The organism is Microbacterium sp. zg-Y1090, assembly GCF_030246945.1.
Lineage (GTDB): Bacteria > Actinomycetota > Actinomycetes > Actinomycetales > Microbacteriaceae > Microbacterium > Microbacterium wangruii.
In genome coordinates this window covers 2,583,138-2,600,583 of the sequence record NZ_CP126742.1, presented here as the reverse complement: position 1 = coordinate 2,600,583, position 17,446 = coordinate 2,583,138, and the positions used below count along the sequence as shown (strand labels likewise).

Annotated in this window: 12 protein-coding genes and 1 tRNA gene; 7 read left to right on the top strand and 6 right to left on the bottom strand. The window is 71.3% G+C overall.

From position 1 onward, the window contains the following. Nucleotides 1-3 precede the first annotated feature (3 nt). The 3 genes from QNO26_RS12230 to QNO26_RS12220 all read right to left on the bottom strand — a co-directional run bounded on the left by QNO26_RS12230 (nt 4) and on the right by QNO26_RS12220 (nt 2,237). Nucleotides 4-1,272 carry an MFS transporter gene (locus QNO26_RS12230; protein WP_257526397.1) on the bottom strand — a complete coding sequence of 423 codons (1,269 nt, stop codon included), beginning with the start codon at nt 1,270-1,272 and terminating at the stop codon, nt 4-6. A 138-nt stretch (nt 1,273-1,410) separates the two neighbouring features. Further along, nucleotides 1,411-1,483: transfer RNA gene (locus QNO26_RS12225), tRNA-Met, on the bottom strand. Nucleotides 1,484-1,832: 349 nt separating this feature from the next. Then, nucleotides 1,833-2,237 (bottom strand): YccF domain-containing protein, encoded by a 405-nt coding sequence (locus tag QNO26_RS12220; protein WP_257526399.1) that lies wholly within the window; start codon nt 2,235-2,237, stop codon nt 1,833-1,835. Nucleotides 2,238-2,312: 75 nt separating this feature from the next. Here QNO26_RS12220 and QNO26_RS12215 point away from each other — a divergent pair, with 75 nt between their 5' ends. The 4 genes from QNO26_RS12215 (at nt 2,313) to ligD (ending at nt 9,262) form a co-directional block, all read left to right on the top strand. Beyond that, a complete protein-coding gene (locus QNO26_RS12215; RefSeq protein ID WP_257526400.1) occupies nt 2,313-4,796 on the top strand; it encodes an ATP-dependent helicase in 2,484 nt (827 codons plus the stop codon). A gap of 30 nt (nt 4,797-4,826) precedes the next feature. Beyond that, the gene (locus QNO26_RS12210; RefSeq protein WP_257526401.1) at nt 4,827-6,908 is read left to right on the top strand and encodes an acyltransferase family protein; all 2,082 of its coding nucleotides are present in this window, start codon (nt 4,827-4,829) and stop codon (nt 6,906-6,908) included. 52 nt (nt 6,909-6,960) lie between these two features. After that, a complete protein-coding gene (locus QNO26_RS12205) occupies nt 6,961-7,986 on the top strand; it encodes an SseB family protein (protein ID WP_257526402.1) in 1,026 nt (341 codons plus the stop codon). Between the two features lie 244 nt (nt 7,987-8,230). Further along, nucleotides 8,231-9,262: a non-homologous end-joining DNA ligase gene (gene ligD, locus QNO26_RS12200; RefSeq protein WP_257526403.1), complete on the top strand. Its 1,032-nt coding sequence runs from the start codon at nt 8,231-8,233 to the stop codon at nt 9,260-9,262. 21 nt (nt 9,263-9,283) lie between these two features. Here ligD and QNO26_RS12195 read toward each other — a convergent pair whose 3' ends face one another. Beyond that, a complete protein-coding gene (locus QNO26_RS12195) occupies nt 9,284-10,549 on the bottom strand; it encodes an AI-2E family transporter (RefSeq protein WP_257526404.1) in 1,266 nt (421 codons plus the stop codon). 33 nt (nt 10,550-10,582) lie between these two features. Continuing rightward, entirely contained in the window at nt 10,583-11,611 is a 1,029-nt protein-coding gene (locus QNO26_RS12190; protein WP_257526405.1) for an ATP-dependent DNA ligase, read from the bottom strand. 76 nt (nt 11,612-11,687) lie between these two features. Between QNO26_RS12190 and QNO26_RS12185 the strand changes: the two genes are divergently transcribed. Beyond that, a complete protein-coding gene (locus tag QNO26_RS12185; RefSeq protein WP_257526406.1) occupies nt 11,688-13,268 on the top strand; it encodes an aspartate:alanine exchanger family transporter in 1,581 nt (526 codons plus the stop codon). Nucleotides 13,269-13,856: 588 nt separating this feature from the next. On the opposite strand, the gene QNO26_RS12180 is transcribed toward QNO26_RS12185, so the two are convergent. Further along, nucleotides 13,857-14,531 (bottom strand): TetR/AcrR family transcriptional regulator, encoded by a 675-nt coding sequence (locus tag QNO26_RS12180; protein WP_257526407.1) that lies wholly within the window; start codon nt 14,529-14,531, stop codon nt 13,857-13,859. 70 nt (nt 14,532-14,601) lie between these two features. Here QNO26_RS12180 and QNO26_RS12175 point away from each other — a divergent pair, with 70 nt between their 5' ends. Continuing rightward, the gene (locus tag QNO26_RS12175) at nt 14,602-16,119 is read left to right on the top strand and encodes an FAD-dependent oxidoreductase (protein WP_257526408.1); all 1,518 of its coding nucleotides are present in this window, start codon (nt 14,602-14,604) and stop codon (nt 16,117-16,119) included. A 149-nt stretch (nt 16,120-16,268) separates the two neighbouring features. Next, a complete protein-coding gene (gene sucC / locus QNO26_RS12170) occupies nt 16,269-17,435 on the top strand; it encodes an ADP-forming succinate--CoA ligase subunit beta (RefSeq protein WP_257526409.1) in 1,167 nt (388 codons plus the stop codon). The last annotated feature ends 11 nt before the right edge of the window (nt 17,436-17,446 follow it).

The window sequence follows — 17,446 nt, the reverse complement described above, 5'->3', positions numbered from 1 at the left end:
CGGCTACGCCGCGTCGTCGTCGCGGTCCGGCTCGCCCAGCACCGGCCGCGCGGCGGCGATGTGGGAGATCGAGCGCCACACCAGCAGCAGCGTGATGGCGGAGCCGCCGAAGGCGAACCACCACGGGGCGGTGAGCCCCCACCCTTGGGCGATCAGCCCGCCGAGAAGCTGGCCGATCACGAGGCCGCCGAAGACCCCCACCATGTTCACCGAGGCGATGCGGCCCTGCAGATGCAGCGGCACCAGCCGCTGGCGCACGGTGGTGGAGATGGTGCCCCAGATGAAGGCGTAGGCACCGAAGCCGAACATGATGATGAAGGCGACGGCGGGGATCGTCGTGAGCGCGAACGCGAGGTGCATGAGCACTTCGAGGGAGAGGCATACGCGCATGAGCGTCGCGAACGAGACGTGGCGCTCCAGCCAGCCGAAGCATGCCGTGCCCGCCAGGCCGCCGATGGCGGAGGCGGTCGTCAGCGCGCCGAAGCCGACGGCGCCCATGTCGAGGTGCTCGGTCGCGTAGAGCACGAGGATGCTCCAGGGCGCCGCCCACGTCACGTTGAACACCAGGATGATGACCACGAGCGTGCGCACGGGCGGGTGGGCACGCAGCCACTGCAGCCCCTCCCGGATGGGGTGCACCTTCGGGGCATCCGTCGTCGGCTCGTCCTTCGCCGGCACCGGAGTGCGAGCGATGCGCGAGATGAGCACGACCGCCAGGCTCACGCACACGATCTGCATGAGGAAGGGCCAGAACGACCCGAGCGCGAAGAGGAAGGCCCCCAGCGGCGGACCCGCCAGCTGGTTTCCGACGAGGTAGCCGGCCTGCAGACGGGCGTTGCCGATGCCGAGGTCGCCGGGGCGCACCAGCATGGGCATGAGGGTGCTGCCGGCGGTGTCGGCGAAGACTTCCGCGGTGCCGTAGAGGAACGCCGAAGCGAGCACGACCGCGACCGTGACCTGGCCGGTGGCGAGGAAGACCACCAGGCCCAGGACGATCACCGCCCGCGAGCCGTTGGCCACCATGACCAGCCGGCGCCGGTCATGGTGGTCGGCGATGGAGCCGGCCACCAGGCCGCACAGCAGCCAGGGGAGGAACTGCATCATCGCGCCCGCCGCCACGAGCAGCGGTGACGAGGTCAGCGACGCGAGCAGCAGCGGCGCCGCCGACAGGGCGATGCCGTCGCCGATGTTGCTCGTCCACGACGACGCGAGCAGCCAGCGGAAGTCGCGGCCGAGACGCCGGGGCGCGATCAGTTCGCCGAGCGGGGACATGTGGCCGTTCCTAGGGATGTTCGCCGGTGAGCATGACCTCGCAGCGCGGTGACAGGCGCGCGTGGCGTAGGGCGGAAGAACACCCTACCGCCGTCGGAATGGCGCATTTCGCGCGCTGAGGGGTCGCTCGCCGGCTCGACGCGACGGCGGGAGTCGAACCCGCAACGCACCCGGGTATGAGCCGGTGCCCGGGACCACCCGGATCGCCGCGATGACCCCACGCTAGGCGCTCGCGCCGACACGGGGTCGGCTTGTTGCGGTCGGTGGCGGCGTGTGACGGTGCGTGACGGACGGCCCGCCGGGCAGGTACCTCTGACGGGGGACGGCGGCCGCCCGGGATCGGCGTGCACAACGTCGTCAGGATCCCTCGGCCCGGGGGCGGAGGGGGCGAATCCGACGCGACCGAGTGCGAATCGGCGACGTTGTGCTCGGCGCGGTATCGAAGAACCGCTGGCCCGAGCCGCACGCGGCTTCCCCGCGGCGACGCTCAGGCGGTGGCGGCGGGGTCGACCGCTGCAGCGGTCGGTGGTGATCGATGAGCGCCCGGCGGTCCGGAGACGTCAGCGCGCGACGGCGCGGTCGAACGCGCCCACACGGGTGGAGACGATCTCCTTGCCCAGGGGCGCGAGCGACACCGGCACCATCTTGAAGTCCGCGATGCCGAGGGGGATGCCGATGATCGTGATGCACAGGGCGATGCCCGAGAGGATGTGCCCCAGCGCGAGCCAGATGCCCGCGACGAGCACCCACACCACGTTGCCGAGGAACGACCAGCTGCCGGCGGTGGGCTTCGCGACGACGGTGCGACCGAAGGGCCACAACGCATACAGTCCGATGCGGAATGAGGCGATGCCCCAGGGGATCGTCACGATCAGCACGCACAGGACGACACCCGCGGCGAGGTAGCCGAGGAACAGCCAGAATCCGGCGAGGACCAGCCAGATGATGTTCAGGAGGGTGCGCACGCGACGATTCTCCCATTACCGCCCTGGGGAGGCGCCCAGGCCGGTGTCGGGGTGCGCGCCTAGACTTGAGAGGACATGACCGACTCTGCTCCGGCCGCGCGCGAAGCGGCATCCGTTCCCGTGATCGTCGGCGATGCTGGACCGCGGGAGGACGACGATCTGCTGCGGGGGCTCAACGAGCCGCAGCGCCGTGCCGTGACCTATCGCGGGCCGGCCCTGCTCATCGTCGCCGGCGCCGGGTCGGGCAAGACCCGTGTGCTGACGCACCGTATCGCCTCGCTGCTGCGCAATCGTGAAGCCTGGCCGAGCCAGATCCTCGCGATCACCTTCACCAACAAGGCCGCCGGCGAGATGCGCGAGCGCGTGGGGCAGCTGGTCGGTGAGGCATCCAAGGGCATGTGGATCTCCACCTTCCACTCCGCCTGCGTGCGCATCCTCCGCCGCGAGGCCGAGCAGTTCGGCTTCAGGAGCTCCTTCAGCATCTACGACTCCGGCGACTCCCGAGCGCTCATCAAGCGCCTCGTGAAGCAGCACGAGGCCGACGCGTTCGGACTCACTCCCGCTGCGGTGCAGGGCAAGATCTCGAAGCTCAAGAACGAGCTGGCCGACGCCGAGTCCTACGCGCGGCAGGCGAACATGAACGACCCCGCCGAGCGCGTCTTCGTCGAGGTGTTCGCCGACTACGAGCGTTCGCTGCGGCGAGCGAACGCGTTCGACTTCGACGACCTCATCGCCCAGACCGTCTACCTGTTCCGCGCCTTCCCGCACGTCGCCGACGTCTACCGCCGCCGGTTCCGCCACATCCTCGTCGATGAGTACCAGGACACCAACCACGCTCAGTACTCGCTCATCCGCGAACTCACCCGTCCGGTGTCCGGCGCCAGCGGCGCCGAGCCGTATTCCGCCGGCGGAATGATGATCTTCGAGCCCGAGCCGGCGGCGAACGGCCCCGGGCTCGAGGGTGCGTCGCTCACCGTGGTCGGTGACTCGGACCAGTCCATCTACGCCTTCCGCGGCGCCGACATCCGCAACATCAGCGAGTTCGAGCGCGACTTCCCCGGCGCGGAGGTGGTGCTGCTCGAGCAGAACTACCGCTCCACGCAGAACATCCTCTCCGCGGCGAACGCCGTCATCGGCAACAACTTCGACCGCAAGGAGAAGAAGCTGTGGACTGATGTCGGCGAGGGTGAGCAGATCGTCGGCTTCACCGGCTATTCGCAGCACGACGAGGCGCAGTTCGTCGCTGACGAGATCGAGCGGGTGCGCAAGGCCGGCGTCGGCTACTCCGACATGGCCGTGTTCTACCGCACCAACTCGCAGTCCCGAGCGCTGGAGGAGATCTTCATCCGCTCGGCGGTGCCGTACAAGATCATGGGCGGCACGAAGTTCTACGAGCGTGCCGAGATCAAGGACGCCCTGGCCTACCTCACCGCGGTCGCCAACCCGGCCGACGAGATGGCGGTGCGCCGCATCCTGAACCGTCCTCGCCGGGGCATCGGAGACGTCACCGAGACGGCCATCGCCCGCTACGCCGCCGAGGAGCAGATCACCTTCCGCGACGCGCTCGCCAACGCCTCCGCGCTCGGCGTGGGGCCGAAGCTCCAGACCGCCATCTCGCAGCTGGACGCCGTGTTGGCCGAGGCATCCGCCCTCATGCTCCCCACCTCCGGGGAACTGCCGCCGCCGTCGGTGATCCCGCAGGGGCTGACGCTGCTGCTGAACAAGAGCGGCTACCTCGACGCGCTGCGGCGCAGCAAGGACCCGCAGGACGAAGCGCGCGTGGAGAACCTCGACGAATTCGTCGCCGTGGCCCGCGAGTTCGCCCGCAACAACCCGGAGGGCACGATCCTCGACTTCCTCACCGACGTCGCCCTGGTATCGGATGCCGACGACCTCGATGACGGTTCCGGCTCCGTGTCGCTGATGACCCTCCACACGGCCAAGGGCCTGGAGTTCGACACGGTCTTCATCACCGGTGTCGAAGAGGACCTCATCCCGCACCGCATCTCCGCGGGGGAGCCCGGCGGGCCGCAGGAGGAGCGCCGGCTGTTCTACGTCGGCATCACCCGGGCCCGACGCCGGCTGTACCTGTCGCTGGCGATGACGCGTGCGCAGTTCGGGGAGGTCTCGGCGGCCATGCCGAGCCGCTTCCTGCAGGAGATCCCGGCCGGTTTGGTGAACTGGCGGCAGTCGCCCGGCGACGTCAACTCGCGCGGCGGAAGCCAGTCGCGGGCGCTCAACGCGCGACGACCCGGCGGCGGATCCGGGTCATCGGGGGGCTTCGGGGGCGGATCGCGCTACGGCGATGATCTGGTGCCGCTCGGGCGCTCGGCTCGCGTCACCGACCCCAGCCGGTTCCCGAACCGCGTGACGGCCAAGGTGCGCGACAACGGCGACCTCGAGCTCGCCGCCGGGGACCGCATCCGCCACGACGACTTCGGCGAGGGCCGCGTCGACACCGTCACCGGAGAGGGCGCCAAGCGCATCGCCCACGTGCGCTTCGACACGGCGGGGGCGAAGAAGCTGCTGATCAAGGTCGCGCCGATCACCAAGATCTGAGCCCCGGCGCCGGTCTCCTAGACTGTCTCGGTGAGCGTGACGATTCCGTCGGCCGTCGTCCCGAAGCGACGGACCGCCGCAGAGCAGGGGAATCTGCGCGCCGACATCCAGGCGCTGCGCGCCCTGGCGGTCGGCGCGGTGCTGCTGTACCACCTGTGGCCCAATCGGCTGCAGGGCGGGTTCGTCGGCGTCGACGTCTTCTTCGTCATCAGCGGCTTCCTCATCACCTCGCACCTGCTCCGCGAGGCGTCCCGCACGGGCACGATCCGCGTCGCCCGCTTTTGGGCGCGACGGGCTGTCCGGCTGCTGCCCGCTTCGCTGACGGTGCTCCTCGCGACTGCCGTCGCAGTGGTGGTGCTCGTGCCGGACCTGCACTGGCGGCAGTTCCTGCGGGAGATCATCGCCTCCGTCCTGTACATCGAGAACTGGGGCCTGGCGTGGGATTCGGTCGACTACCTCGCGATGGACAACGCGGCGTCGCCCACTCAGCACTTCTGGACCCTGTCGGTCGAGGAGCAGTTCTATTTCGTCCTGCCGCTGCTGTTGCTCGTCGCTGTTGCCGCTGCCCGGCGCCGCCGCCGCGCGGTGCAGATCGCTATGGCTGTTGTCGTCGCGGTCGCTGTCGTCGCGTCTTTCGCCTACTCTGTGTTCTTGGTCGCCTACTCCCCTTCGATCGCATACTTCTCTTCGTTCACGCGAGCGTGGGAGTTCGGCGCGGGTGCGCTGCTCGCGTTCGTCGCCGTCGAGGCGCCGAGGTGGATGAGGGTGGCCCTGTCCGTGGCCGGCGTCGCCATGATCGGCGCCGCGACGCTGCTCTACACCGCTGACACGCCGTTCCCGGGAATCGCGGCCGCGCTGCCGGTCGCCGGGACGCTGCTCGTGCTGTGGGCGGGCGCCCGGTCTCCGATAGGGCGAGTCGGCCGGTGGCGCCCCGTCGCACTGCTGGGGCATGTCTCCTACGCGGTGTACCTCTGGCACTGGCCGCTCATCGTCCTGCTCCCCTTCGCGACGGGCAGGCCGCTGTCGGCGCTGGACAAGGTGAGCATCGCGATCGCGGCGCTCGCGCTCGCGTGGCTGTCGACCCGGTTCATCGAGGAGCCCGTGCGCTTCTCGCCACAGCTGCTCGGCGGCCGTCGCCCGCGCACGGTCGCCCTGTGGAGCGCACTGGGCATGACCCTGGTGGTCGCTGTGGCCGGGGCAGCACTCGTCAGCGTCGACCAGCGTGACAAGGCTCGAGCTGACCTGCTGACCTCCTACGAGTCCGATCCGCCTGAGTGCTTCGGCGCCGCCGCGGTCGACCCCGTGCTGGCGCCCTGCGAGGACTCACGACTCGCCGGCCTCGTGGTGCCCGATCCTTCGGTGGCGGTCAGCGATGACGCCAACCTGCCGGAGTGCTGGGGATCGGACGACACCGGTGCCGCGAAGATCTGCACCATCCACGAGCCGGAGGCTCCCATGATGCGAGTGCTGGCCGTAGGCGACTCGCACAACAACACGCTCATCGGCGCCTATGGTGCGATCGCGGAGCGGCAGGGTTGGCAAATGCAAGTCGCCGGGGCGGGTGGCTGTTACCTCACCGCCGCAGAACCGCGTCCTGTTGCGGAGGCGAGCCGCCGCGCTTGCAGGCTGTGGCGAGCCTCCATCATGGAGCGGATCCAGGGCGACCCGCCTGACCTTCTCGTGGTCACGAATACCGGATCGGTTGCGGTGACCCCCTCGGAAGGCGAGACGGTGGATGAAGCGACCGTCCGCGGGCTGGTGGAAGCCTGGAGCGCACTCCCGGATATTCCTATCGTTGCGATCCGGGACAACCCCGGTATGACTCCCGAGACAGCAGCGTGCGTCGCGCAGAACCTGGCGAATGCGGCGACCGCGTGTGCCCGGCCTCGGGCGGACGCACTCGCGCGGACAGACGGGAATGCGGAGGCGGCCGCGCTGGTGCCCAACGCCGAGCTCGTCGACCTGACGGAGTTCTACTGCGACGAGAACGTGTGCCCGCCGGTCATCGGGAATGTGCTGGTGTACCGTGACGCGCACCACGTCACGGCGACCTGGGCACGCACGCTGGTTCCGTACCTCGAGCAGGGCATCCTCCGCGCCCTCGCGGACTGACCACGTCCTGACGGCAGGAGGGCGCCGAAGACCACCCGGTACGCTCGAACATATGGCTCTGTTCTCACGACGCGACAAGAACCCTGCGACCGACGGCGACGCACCGGCGGCCCCGGCTGCTTCCGCGCAGGCTGCCACGTCCGAGCCGGATGCCGCCGCGCCGGTCGAGGCCGTGCCGCAGGTGAACATCTCGATGTCCACCTTCGGAAAGGCGGCCAGGCCGGCCCCCGAGCCCCTGCCCGAGGGCGCGCGACGCACCCTGCGCGGGCCCGCCGAGGCGCCCGCGCGCACCGAGACGGTGCCCGGCCTTCCCGACAACATGCTGGTGCGCGCGGCGGTCGCGGCCATGCCCGAGCAGCCCCAGCCTGTCGACATCATCGCCCTGCTGCGCCAGCTGCTGCAGGGGCACCTCTATGTGCGGGTCCGCGGCGATGCGAAAGCGCAGCTCGCTGAGGGCAAGGAACTCACGATGGCCGTCTCGGCCCTGGGCGACGACCGGTACCTGCTCGCGTTCACGGGCGGCGACGCGCTGCAGGACAGCGTCAGCTCCGACGGCGACGCGCAGACCTCCGCGATGGGCCAGCCGTCGGGGGCGGTCCTGCGTAACGTCGTGTCCGGTCCGTACGCCGGCATCATCATCGACCACGCGTCGCCCGGCCGTCGCGCCGTGCTGCCGAAGGCCCTGATCGAGAAGGCGCTCTCTGACGCCGACCCCGCGTTCACCCTCAAGAACCTTCTCGCCGCCGAGCGCACGGAGGCCACGGCAGCGGCGGTGGGTGAGGCCCTCGCACGCACCCGCGTGTGGGTGGCAGCCGGCGAGGTCCCGGGCGCGGAGAAGCGCATGGGCGTCTCGGAGGTGCGCGCCGCCGACGGCAGCCGCCGTCTGGAGGTCTTCTCGCACCCCCTCGAGGTCGCGGTGCTCGGGCGCAACGACCGTGCGGTGCCCCTTTCGCCCGAGCAGCTCGGCAAGGCGATCGCCGCCGACGAAGGGCTGACCGGCGTCGTGGTCGACCCGGGCGGCCCCTGGATCATGCTCGACCGTCCGGCGTTGGCGCCGGTGATCGCCCTCGCCGGCTGACCTGGCCGGCGCTCGCGCCCGCCCGTCGCCGGGTGACCCGACGGCGCTGGGACCGCCGCTCGCCGCTCGCCGCCCGCCGCCCGCCGGTCGAGCCGACGGCGCGGCGTGCACAACGTCGCCGAACCACCGACCGCCGCGTGCCTGACCGCGCGGCCGGGCGGTTTCGCCCCCGATCAGCGACGTTGTGCACGGGTCCAGGCGTCGGCCGGGTGCGCGCCGCGCGACCGACCTCTAGGGTCGGGGCATGGCATCGGAGCGCATCACCCTCACCGTCCCGGGGCCCGACGGCGACCGCGAGGTCGGGCTGTCCAGCCCCAACCGGGTGCTCTGGCCCGATCTCGGCATCACCAAGCACGAACTGGCCGAGTACCTGATCGCCGTGTCGGTCCCCTTCCTCGCCGCCAACGGCGACCGCCCGGTCTCGCTCGAGCGGTTCCCCGGCGGAATCGACGGGGAACGGTTCTTCTCCAAGAACCCGCCCAAGGGCGTCCCCGACTACGTCGACGAGGTGATGTGCACCTACAACAGCGGGCGCCGGCATCCCCAGGTCGTGCTGCGGGAGGCCGCCGCGGTGGTGTGGGCCGCGCAGATGAACACCGTCGTCTTCCACCCCTGGGCTTCGCTCGCCGGCGACACCGACGACCCGGTCGAGCTGCGCATCGACCTCGACCCGCAGCCGGGCACCGACTTCGCCGATGCCGCAGCGGTCGCCCCCGCGCTGCGCGAGGTGCTGGCCGAGGCGGGACTGACGGCGTTCCTCAAGACCAGCGGCAATCGCGGCATCCACGTGTTCTGCCCGATCGAGCCGACCCACGAGTTCCTCGATGTGCGTCACGCCGTCATCGCCGCCGGGCGCGAGCTCGAACGGCGGATGCCGGAGAAGGTCACGATGAACTGGTGGAAGGAGGAGCGGGGCGAGCGCATCTTCCTCGACTTCAACCAGGCCAACCGCGACCGCACGATGGCGGGCGCCTACAGCCCGCGCGCGCTTCCCGGTGCGACGGTGTCCACACCCGTCAGCTGGGACGAGATCGAAGCGGGCGTCGATCCGGCGTTGTTCACGATCCGCTCCGTGCCGCAGCGGCTCGCCGACGTGGGCGACCCGTGGGCGGACCTCGCAGCGAAACCGGGCCGCATCGACACTCTGCTGGAGTGGTGGCAGCGGGATCTCCAGGACGGGCTCGGCGAGCTGCCGTTCCCTCCCGACTTTCCGAAGATGCCGGGTGAGCCGCCGCGCGTGCAGCCCAGCCGGGCCCGGCAGCCCGACGAGGGCTGAGCGCGTCTTCGGCCGCGTCGGCTAGGGCGCCGCCTGCACGACGGGCTGCTCGCCGCGCTGGGATCGCGCGGCGTCCCGCTTGCGCTTGCGCAGTCGCCAGCGCTCCGTCGACCCGGCGGTCTCTTCGCCCGGCTTGGGTCGTGCCCAGCGGGCGGGGGTGCTCTCCCCGTCCCACACCAGGATCGCGCCCCAGACCACGGCGGTGATCGGCACCGCCAGCACCGCACCGAGGATGCCGGCCAGCACGGTGCCGACGGTCAACGCGACCAGCACGACGAACGCGTGCAGCTTCAGCGACCGGCCCATGAGCACGGGCTGCAGGAAGTTGCCCTCCAGCTGGTTGACGAGCACCACGAGGCCCACCACGACGAGGGCGACGACCCAGCCGTTGGCCACGAGGGCCACGAGGGCCGCGAGGATGCCCGCGACGGTCGCACCCACGATCGGGATGAAGGCGAGCAGGAACACCAGGGTCGCCAGCGGGATCGCCAGCGGCACCTGCAGGATCAGCAGGCCGATGAGGATGCCGATGGCATCCACCGCGGCGACCGTGGCCGTGCCGCGGACGTAGGAGCCCAGGGTCGTGACCGTCTTGTCGCCGATGCGCACCGCGCGGGCGTAGTTCTCGCCACGGAACGGGCGCAGCAGGAACGCCCACATCTGCGGGCCGTCCTTGAGGAAGAAGAAGAGCATGACCACCAGCAGCACGAAGCCGGTGACGAAATTGGCCACGGCGCCGACGCCGGCCAGTGCCCCCGAGCCGAACTGCGCGCTGGTGAGGAAGTCGGTGACACTGCCCACCCACTCGTCGACCTGTGCCTGGTCGATGGGGAGGTCGAGGGTTCCGAACCAGGCCACCGCCTGGGTGAAGCCGTCCTGGGCTTTGCTGTACAACTCGTCCCACTGGTCGCGCACGGCCCAGACGATGAGCCAGCCGACGGCACTCAGGATCACGACGATCGCCAGCAGCGTGGTGACGGTGGCGAGCACCGCGGGGACCCCGCGCCGCCGCATCCACCCCATCACAGGGGCGAATGCCGAGGCGAGGATGAGCGCGATCACGAGGGGGATCGTCACCACGGTGACCTGCTGGATGCCCAGCACGATCGCGGCGGCCACGATGACGACGAAGATCAGCTGCAGGGCGCGGGTGGCGAGCTTTCCCATGCCGTCGGCCCAGAGGCTCCACGGCGCGCGGTCGGCGGCCAGCTGGACGGGCGACTCGCTGTCGAGCCGCAGCGGGGCGTCGACGGTGATCGACCGGGGCGCGCGTGTGAACAATCCCATGCGACGACCGTACCCGTCAGGAGGCGGCGGCGGTCACTGCAGCACGTCGGCGAGGTCGTAGGCGCCGACGGTCTCGAGCTGGTCGTAGGTGCATGACTGCGGGTCGCGGTCGGGACGCCAGCGCTCGAATTGCACGGTGTGGCGGAACCGGTCGCCCTCCAGCTGGTCGTAGCGCACCTCGAGCACGCGCTCGGGGCGCAGCCGCACGAACGACGTGTCCTTCGCGGCGGAGAAGCGCGAGCGATCCGTCGCGCCCGTGACCGCAGCCCCGTCGGCGTCGGTCTCGACCAGCGGCGCCAGCTCGTCGACGAGCTCCAGCCGGCGCGCGTTGCTGAACGCGGCGACGCCGCCGACGTTGCGCAGCCGGCCGCTGTCGTCATACAGCCCCACGAGCAGCGACCCGACGCCCTCGCCGCTCTTGTGGATGCGGTATCCGAGGGCGATCACGTCGGCGGTGCGGGCGTGCTTGATCTTGAGCATCGTGCGCTTGCCGGGAGCGTAGGGCAGGTCGAGTGGCTTGGCGACCACGCCGTCGAGGCCTGCGCCCTCGAACTCGGCCAGCCAGCGCCGCGCCTGTGCGGCATCCGCCGTCGTCCGGGTGACGTGCACCGGATCGGGCACCCCTCCCAGCAGGTCTTCGAGCTGGGAGCGGCGCTCAGCGAACGGCTCGGCCTGCAGGTCGCGGTCGCCGCGGGCCAGCAGGTCGAACGCGATGAACATCGCCGGGGTCTCGGTCGACAGCAGCGCCACACGGGATGCCGCGGGGTGGATCCGCTGCGACAGTGCCGGCCAGTCCAGGTGCTGCGCCCCCGGCGGCCCCACCGCCACCACGATCTCGCCGTCGACGAGGCAGGGTTCCGGCAGCAGGCGCGCGAAAGCGGCGACGAGCTCGGGAAAGTAGCGGGTGAGCGGCTTGGCGCCGCGCGACCCGATCTCGACGTCGGTGCCGTCCCACGCGACGAGCGCGCGGAATCCATCCCATTTGGGCTCGAAGCTCAGGCCCGGACGGTCGGGGATCTCGGCGACGGCCTTGGCCAGCATCGGCGCGGGGATGTCGTACATGCGCCCATCCTGCCCGCCGCGGCGGACACGCGGGAGTGCCCTCGCCGCAGCGGATGCGGCGCGCCATACTCGGGACATGCGCCCGGTCTTCGAGTTCCTCGCCGCGTACCCGGTGCTCACCGCATTCCTCCTCGTCGGGCTGGGGTCGGCGCTGGGACGGGTGCGGGTCGCGGGCGTCTCGCTGGGCGCCATCGGCGTGCTGTTCGGCGCGATGGGACTCACCGCCTGGGGCGTCGCGAACGGCGTCACGATCGAGCTTCCCGCCCTCATCGGCGACATCGGGCTGGTGGTGTTCGCCTTCTGCGTGGGCCTCATGGCCGGTCCGGGTTTCGGCCACGCCCTGCGCACCGCCTACCCGCTGCTGCTGGTGGTCACCGGCTTTCTCGTGCTCGCCGCGGGGACGGCGTTCCTGCTCGGCGGGGCGATGGGGGTCTCCGCCCCCACGATCGCCGGCACCTTCGCCGGCGCGGTCACCAACACCCCTGCCCTCGCGGCGACGGGAGGAAGCCCCGAGGCGACCGTCGGCTACGCCAGCGCCTACGTGTTCGGGGTGATCGCGCCGATGCTCGCGGTGGGACTGGCGTTGCGCCACCGCGCCGACGACACCGACGAGCCGGTGGCGCTCGTCGACAAGGCCGTGCGCATCGACACCATGGCGCGACCCACCGCCGGCGCGGTCAGCACGCGCTACGGCGGCCGCATCACCTTCTCGCGACTGCGGCCGAAGGGCGGGGGCGAGATGGCCACCGTCGGCCCCGAGACCGAGCTGCCGCCCGGGGGAGTGGTCAACGTCATCGGCCCGCAGGATGCCGTCGAGGCGGTGGCGGCCGAGCTCGGCCATGCGTCGTCGCTGGACATCGTGCAGGACCGCACCCACCTCGAGTACCGCCGCATGATCCTGTCGAACCCGCAGCTGGCCGGCCGCCCGATCGCGAGCCTCGGGCTGCGTGAGCGATTCGGGGCCACCATCCCGCGCGTGCGCCGCGGCGACGTCGACATCGTCGCGACCGGCACCTTGGTGCTGCAGCAGGGTGATCGGCTGCAGGTGGTGGGCCCGCGCGAGGCCATGCCCCGCCTGACCGAGCTGATCGGCGACTCGGAACGCGGCATCAGCGACATCAACCCGATGGCGCTGGCCCTGGGTATCGCCGCAGGGCTCGGGCTCGGCCTCATCTCCGTCCCGTTGCCCGGCGGCGGCACCTTCGCGCTCGGTGCGGCCGCGGGCACGCTCATCGTCGGGCTGATCTTCGGTCGCATCCGCCGGATCGGACCGATCGTGACGACTCTGCCCGCGACGGCATCCAGTGTGCTGTCGGAGCTGGGGCTGCTGATCTTCCTCGCCTACGCCGGGACGAAGGCCGGGTCTCTGGTCATCTCGGCGATCACGTCCGGGGAGATCCTGCAGCTGCTGCTGCTGGGCTTCGTCATCACGACGATCAGCGTCGTCGGCACCTACGTCGTCGCGCGCCACCTCATGCACACCGGCGGCACCCGCCTGGCCGGGGTCATGGCGGGCACGCTCACCAACCCCGCGATCCTGGCGTTCGCGAACATGCGCACCGGCTACGACACCCGCGTGGCGCTGGCGTACACCCTGGTGTACCCCGCCGCGATGGTGGTGAAGATCCTGCTGGCGCAGGTGCTCGTCGCCCTCTGATCCCGCGCGCGGTCGCTCTCCGCGGCAGCGGAGCGCTCGGGCGTGGGGCGGTGCTGTGCACAACGCCGCCGATCCGTGCGGGGATCGGGCCTCGGGGGTGGGAACCGGCGCTCCCCGGTCCGCGGTGGCGACGTTGTGCACGTCCTGCGGGCCGGGCTGCTGGGGAAGCTCGGCCGGCGCGGCCGGGTCGGAAGTCGACCCAGCGCGGCCGCGGAGCGCTCGGGCGTGGGGCGGCGCCGTGCACAACGCCGCCGATCCGCGCGGGGAACGGGCCTCGGGGGTGGGAACCGACGCTCCCCGGTCCGCGGTGGCGACGTTGTGCACGCCCTGCCAGCCGCACTCCCGCGCGGCCGGGTCAGACGGCAGAAACCAGCGCGGCAGCGGAGCGCTCGGGTGCAGGGCGGCGCCGTGCACAACGCCGCCGATCCGCGCGGGGGAGGGGGCGGCGGTGCCGCTACCGGGGCCCGCTGGGCCGTAATGGCGACGTTGTGCCCGCCCTGCGGGCCGGGCTGCGCGGCACCCAGGCCGGCGCGGCCGGGTCAGGCGGCCGAATCAGCGCGGGGGCCCGGCCGGCGCGAGGCGCGGCGATCAGCCCTCGAGCGAGGCGCGCACGCGCCGGGCGACCTCGGCTGCGGGCATGCGCTTGGGGAACACCGCCACCACGACGTCGTCGTCCGCCGGTTCCGCTGTCGGGGCGACGCCGAACCGGGCCAGCACGTCGTTGAGCGCCGCGCGCAGCACGGATGCCGGCACCCGCCTGGTTCCGCGCAGCAGCTGGCGCAGCACGTGGTTGTGCACGGCCGTCACGAGTGCCGCGAATCCGACGGCGTCGAGGGGATCGAGGTCGGGGATGGTCGCGCGCAGGTACTCGTCGAAGAGCCGCTCGTAGCGGAACACCGTCACGATCTCGCGGTCGCGCAGCGCCGGCACGCCCCGCACCACGGCGTAGCGCCGGCGCGCGGGCTCGGGATCGGCGGCGAAGTGCTGGAACACGATGATCGACGCCTCGCAGACCGCCTGCCACGGATCGGCATGATCCTCGGCGAGGAACGCGCGCAGCCGCTCGAGCAGCACCTCGTGGTCGGCGAAGACCACGTCGTCCTTGCCGCCGAACTGGCGGAAGAACGTCGACCGCGACACCCCGGCCGCCTGGGCGATCTGCTCCACCGAGGTCGCCTCGAACCCCTGCGTGGCGAAGAGGTCCAGCGCCACCGCCACCACGGCGGTGCGCGAGGCGGGCGCGGTCGCAGCGGTGTCACTCATGACACCGGAGCCTACTGTGCCGCCTGTCAAGCCGGTTGAAGCGTGCTGTCACCCACGTTTGAGTGTGGCGATGGACCCCCTGTGGAAGCAGCAGCAGACACCCGCCGTCCCCTCAGCGCCCTACGAGCCGGGTGCGCACCGTGATGTCGTCATCGTGGGCGCCGGCCTGACGGGTCTCTGCACCGGGGTGCTGCTCGCACTCGACGGCTTCGACGTCGCCGTGGTGGAGGCCGGCGACGTCGCCGCGCGCGCGAGCGGATCCAACACGGGCAAGGTGTCGCTGCTGCAGGGCAGCACGCTCTCGACCATCCGTGCGCACCATCCGGCGTCGCTGGTGAAGGCCTACGTCGAGGCGAACCGGGCGGGGCAGGAGTGGCTGCTGGCCTTCGCGGATGCCGCCGGCGTCGACCGCACCGTGCACACCGCCTACTCCTACGCGCAGCACGCCGATCAGGCCGGCACCGTGCACGACGAGCACGACGTCGCGCGCGAGGCGGGACTGCCGGCGCGCATCGCCCTCCACTCCGAGACCGACGACCTGCCGTTCCCCATCGCGCGCGCGGTGGCGCTGGACGGGCAGACGGCGCTGGACCCCGACACCCTCACGCGCGCGCTCGCCGCCGCGTTCGTCGCCGCCGGCGGGCGCCTGCACACCGGCGTGCGCGTCACGGGGCTGTCGATGCCCCCGCGCCCGGTGCTGCGCACCTCGGCGGGGGAGATGACCGCCGAGCACGTCGTGCTGGCCACCGGCATCCCGATCGTCGACCGTGGCCTCACCTTCGCGAAGGTCAGCGGGCACCGCTCGTACTGCGTCTCCTTCCGCACGCCCGGCGACGTGCCGACGGGCCTGTTCCTCTCCGTCGACGGCCCCACCCGCTCGCTGCGGCCCGTGGCACAGGACGGGGCGAACCTCATCGTCGGCGGCAACGGACACCCCGTGGGGCGCGCGCTGTCGGAGCGCGCCCTCGTGGACGACCTCATCGTCTGGACGCAGCGACACTTCCCGGGTGCCGAGCCCACGCACCGGTGGTCGGCGCAGGACTACACCTCGCACAACCTCATCCCCTTCGTCGGCGCGCTGCCGCGCGGCTTCGGCAGGGTGCGCTTCGCCACCGGCTACGCCAAATGGGGGCTCACCAACGCGCCGTGGGCGGCGTTGCGGCTGGCGGCCGAGATCCGCGGGCAGGCCCGTGAGGAGCTGCCGCAGTGGATGAGGCAGATCGGCACGCGACTGACCATGCCGGGGGACATCGGCCGCGGACTGATCGAGAACGCGAAGATCGCCGGTGCCGCTGCCCGCGGATGGTTCGAGGCCGAGCGACAGCCCGTGCCCGTTCCCCGCCCCGCCGAGGGCGAGGGGGTCGTCGCCCAGCGCGGCGGCCGGCCGGTGGCGGTGTCGACCGTCGGCGGGCGGACCCGCGCGGTCAGCGCCGTCTGCAGTCATCTGGGCGGCGTCGTGGCGTGGAACGACGCCGAATGCACGTGGGACTGCCCGCTGCACGCATCGCGGTTCGCCCCCGACGGCACCCGCATCGAGGGCCCCGCCTGTCGGGACCTGCCGACGCTTCCGCGTCGCGCCGACGGCTGAGTGCGCCGGCATCCGCGCCCGTTGCCGACCTCGCCGAAGCGCGGCGGGACCTGTCATGCGCGGGTAGTAGGCTGGGGGATTGGCTGATCTCTCGACATCGAGATTGTTTTCGGCACCGAAACCCACCGTCGCCCAGCGAAGGATTGCACGTGGATCTGTACGAGTACCAGGCACGAGACCTATTCGAGAAGTACGAGGTGCCGGTGCTCGCCGGTATCGTCGCGGACACCCCCGAGGAGGCGAAGGCGGCTGCCGAGAAGATCGGCGGACTCGTCGTCGTCAAGGCGCAGGTCAAGACCGGAGGCCGCGGCAAGGCGGGCGGCGTCAAGGTCGCCAAGACCCCCGACGACGCCTACGAGGCGGCGAAGGCGATCCTCGGCCTCGACATCAAGGGCCATGTCGTCAAGCGCGTCATGGTCGCCGCCGGCGCCGACATCGCCCAGGAGTTCTACTTCTCGGTGCTGCTGGACCGCTCCAACCGCTCGTACCTGAGCCTCTGCTCGGTCGAGGGCGGCATGGAGATCGAGCAGCTGGCGGTCGAGAAGCCGGAGGCGCTGGCCCGCATCGAGGTCAACCCCCTCACCGGCATCGACAAGGACAAGGCGCTCGAGATCGCCCGTGAGGCGAAGTTCCCCGAGGAGCTCGTCGAGAAGGTCGCCGACGTCTTCGTCAAGCTCTACGACGTCTACAAGGGCGAGGGCGCGACCCTCGTCGAGGTCAACCCGCTCGTGCTCACCGGCGCCGGCGACATCGTCGCCCTCGACGGCAAGGTCACCCTCGACGACAACGCCAGCGAGGTGCGCCACCCCGAGCACGAGCTGCTCGAGGACAAGGACGCCGCCGACCCGCTCGAGGCCAAGGCCAAGGCCGCCGGTCTGAACTACGTCAAGCTCGACGGCCAGGTCGGCATCATCGGAAACGGCGCGGGCCTGGTCATGTCGACCCTCGACGTCGTCGCCTACGCCGGTGAGAAGCACGGCGGCGTGAAGCCGGCGAACTTCCTCGACATCGGCGGCGGGGCATCGGCGACGGTCATGGCCGCGGGTCTGGATGTCATCCTCAACGACGAGCAGGTCAAGAGCGTCTTCGTCAACGTCTTCGGCGGCATCACGTCGTGTGTCGCGGTGGCCGAGGGCATCGTGAAGGCCCTGGAGATCCTGGGCGACACCGCCAGCAAGCCGCTCGTGGTGCGCCTGGACGGCAACCAGGTCGAGGAGGGACGTGCGATCCTCGCGGCCGCGAACAACCCCCTCGTCACCCTCGCCGCCGGCATGGACGAAGGCGCCGACAAGGCCGCCGAGCTCGCGAACGCCTGACCCCCGGACGA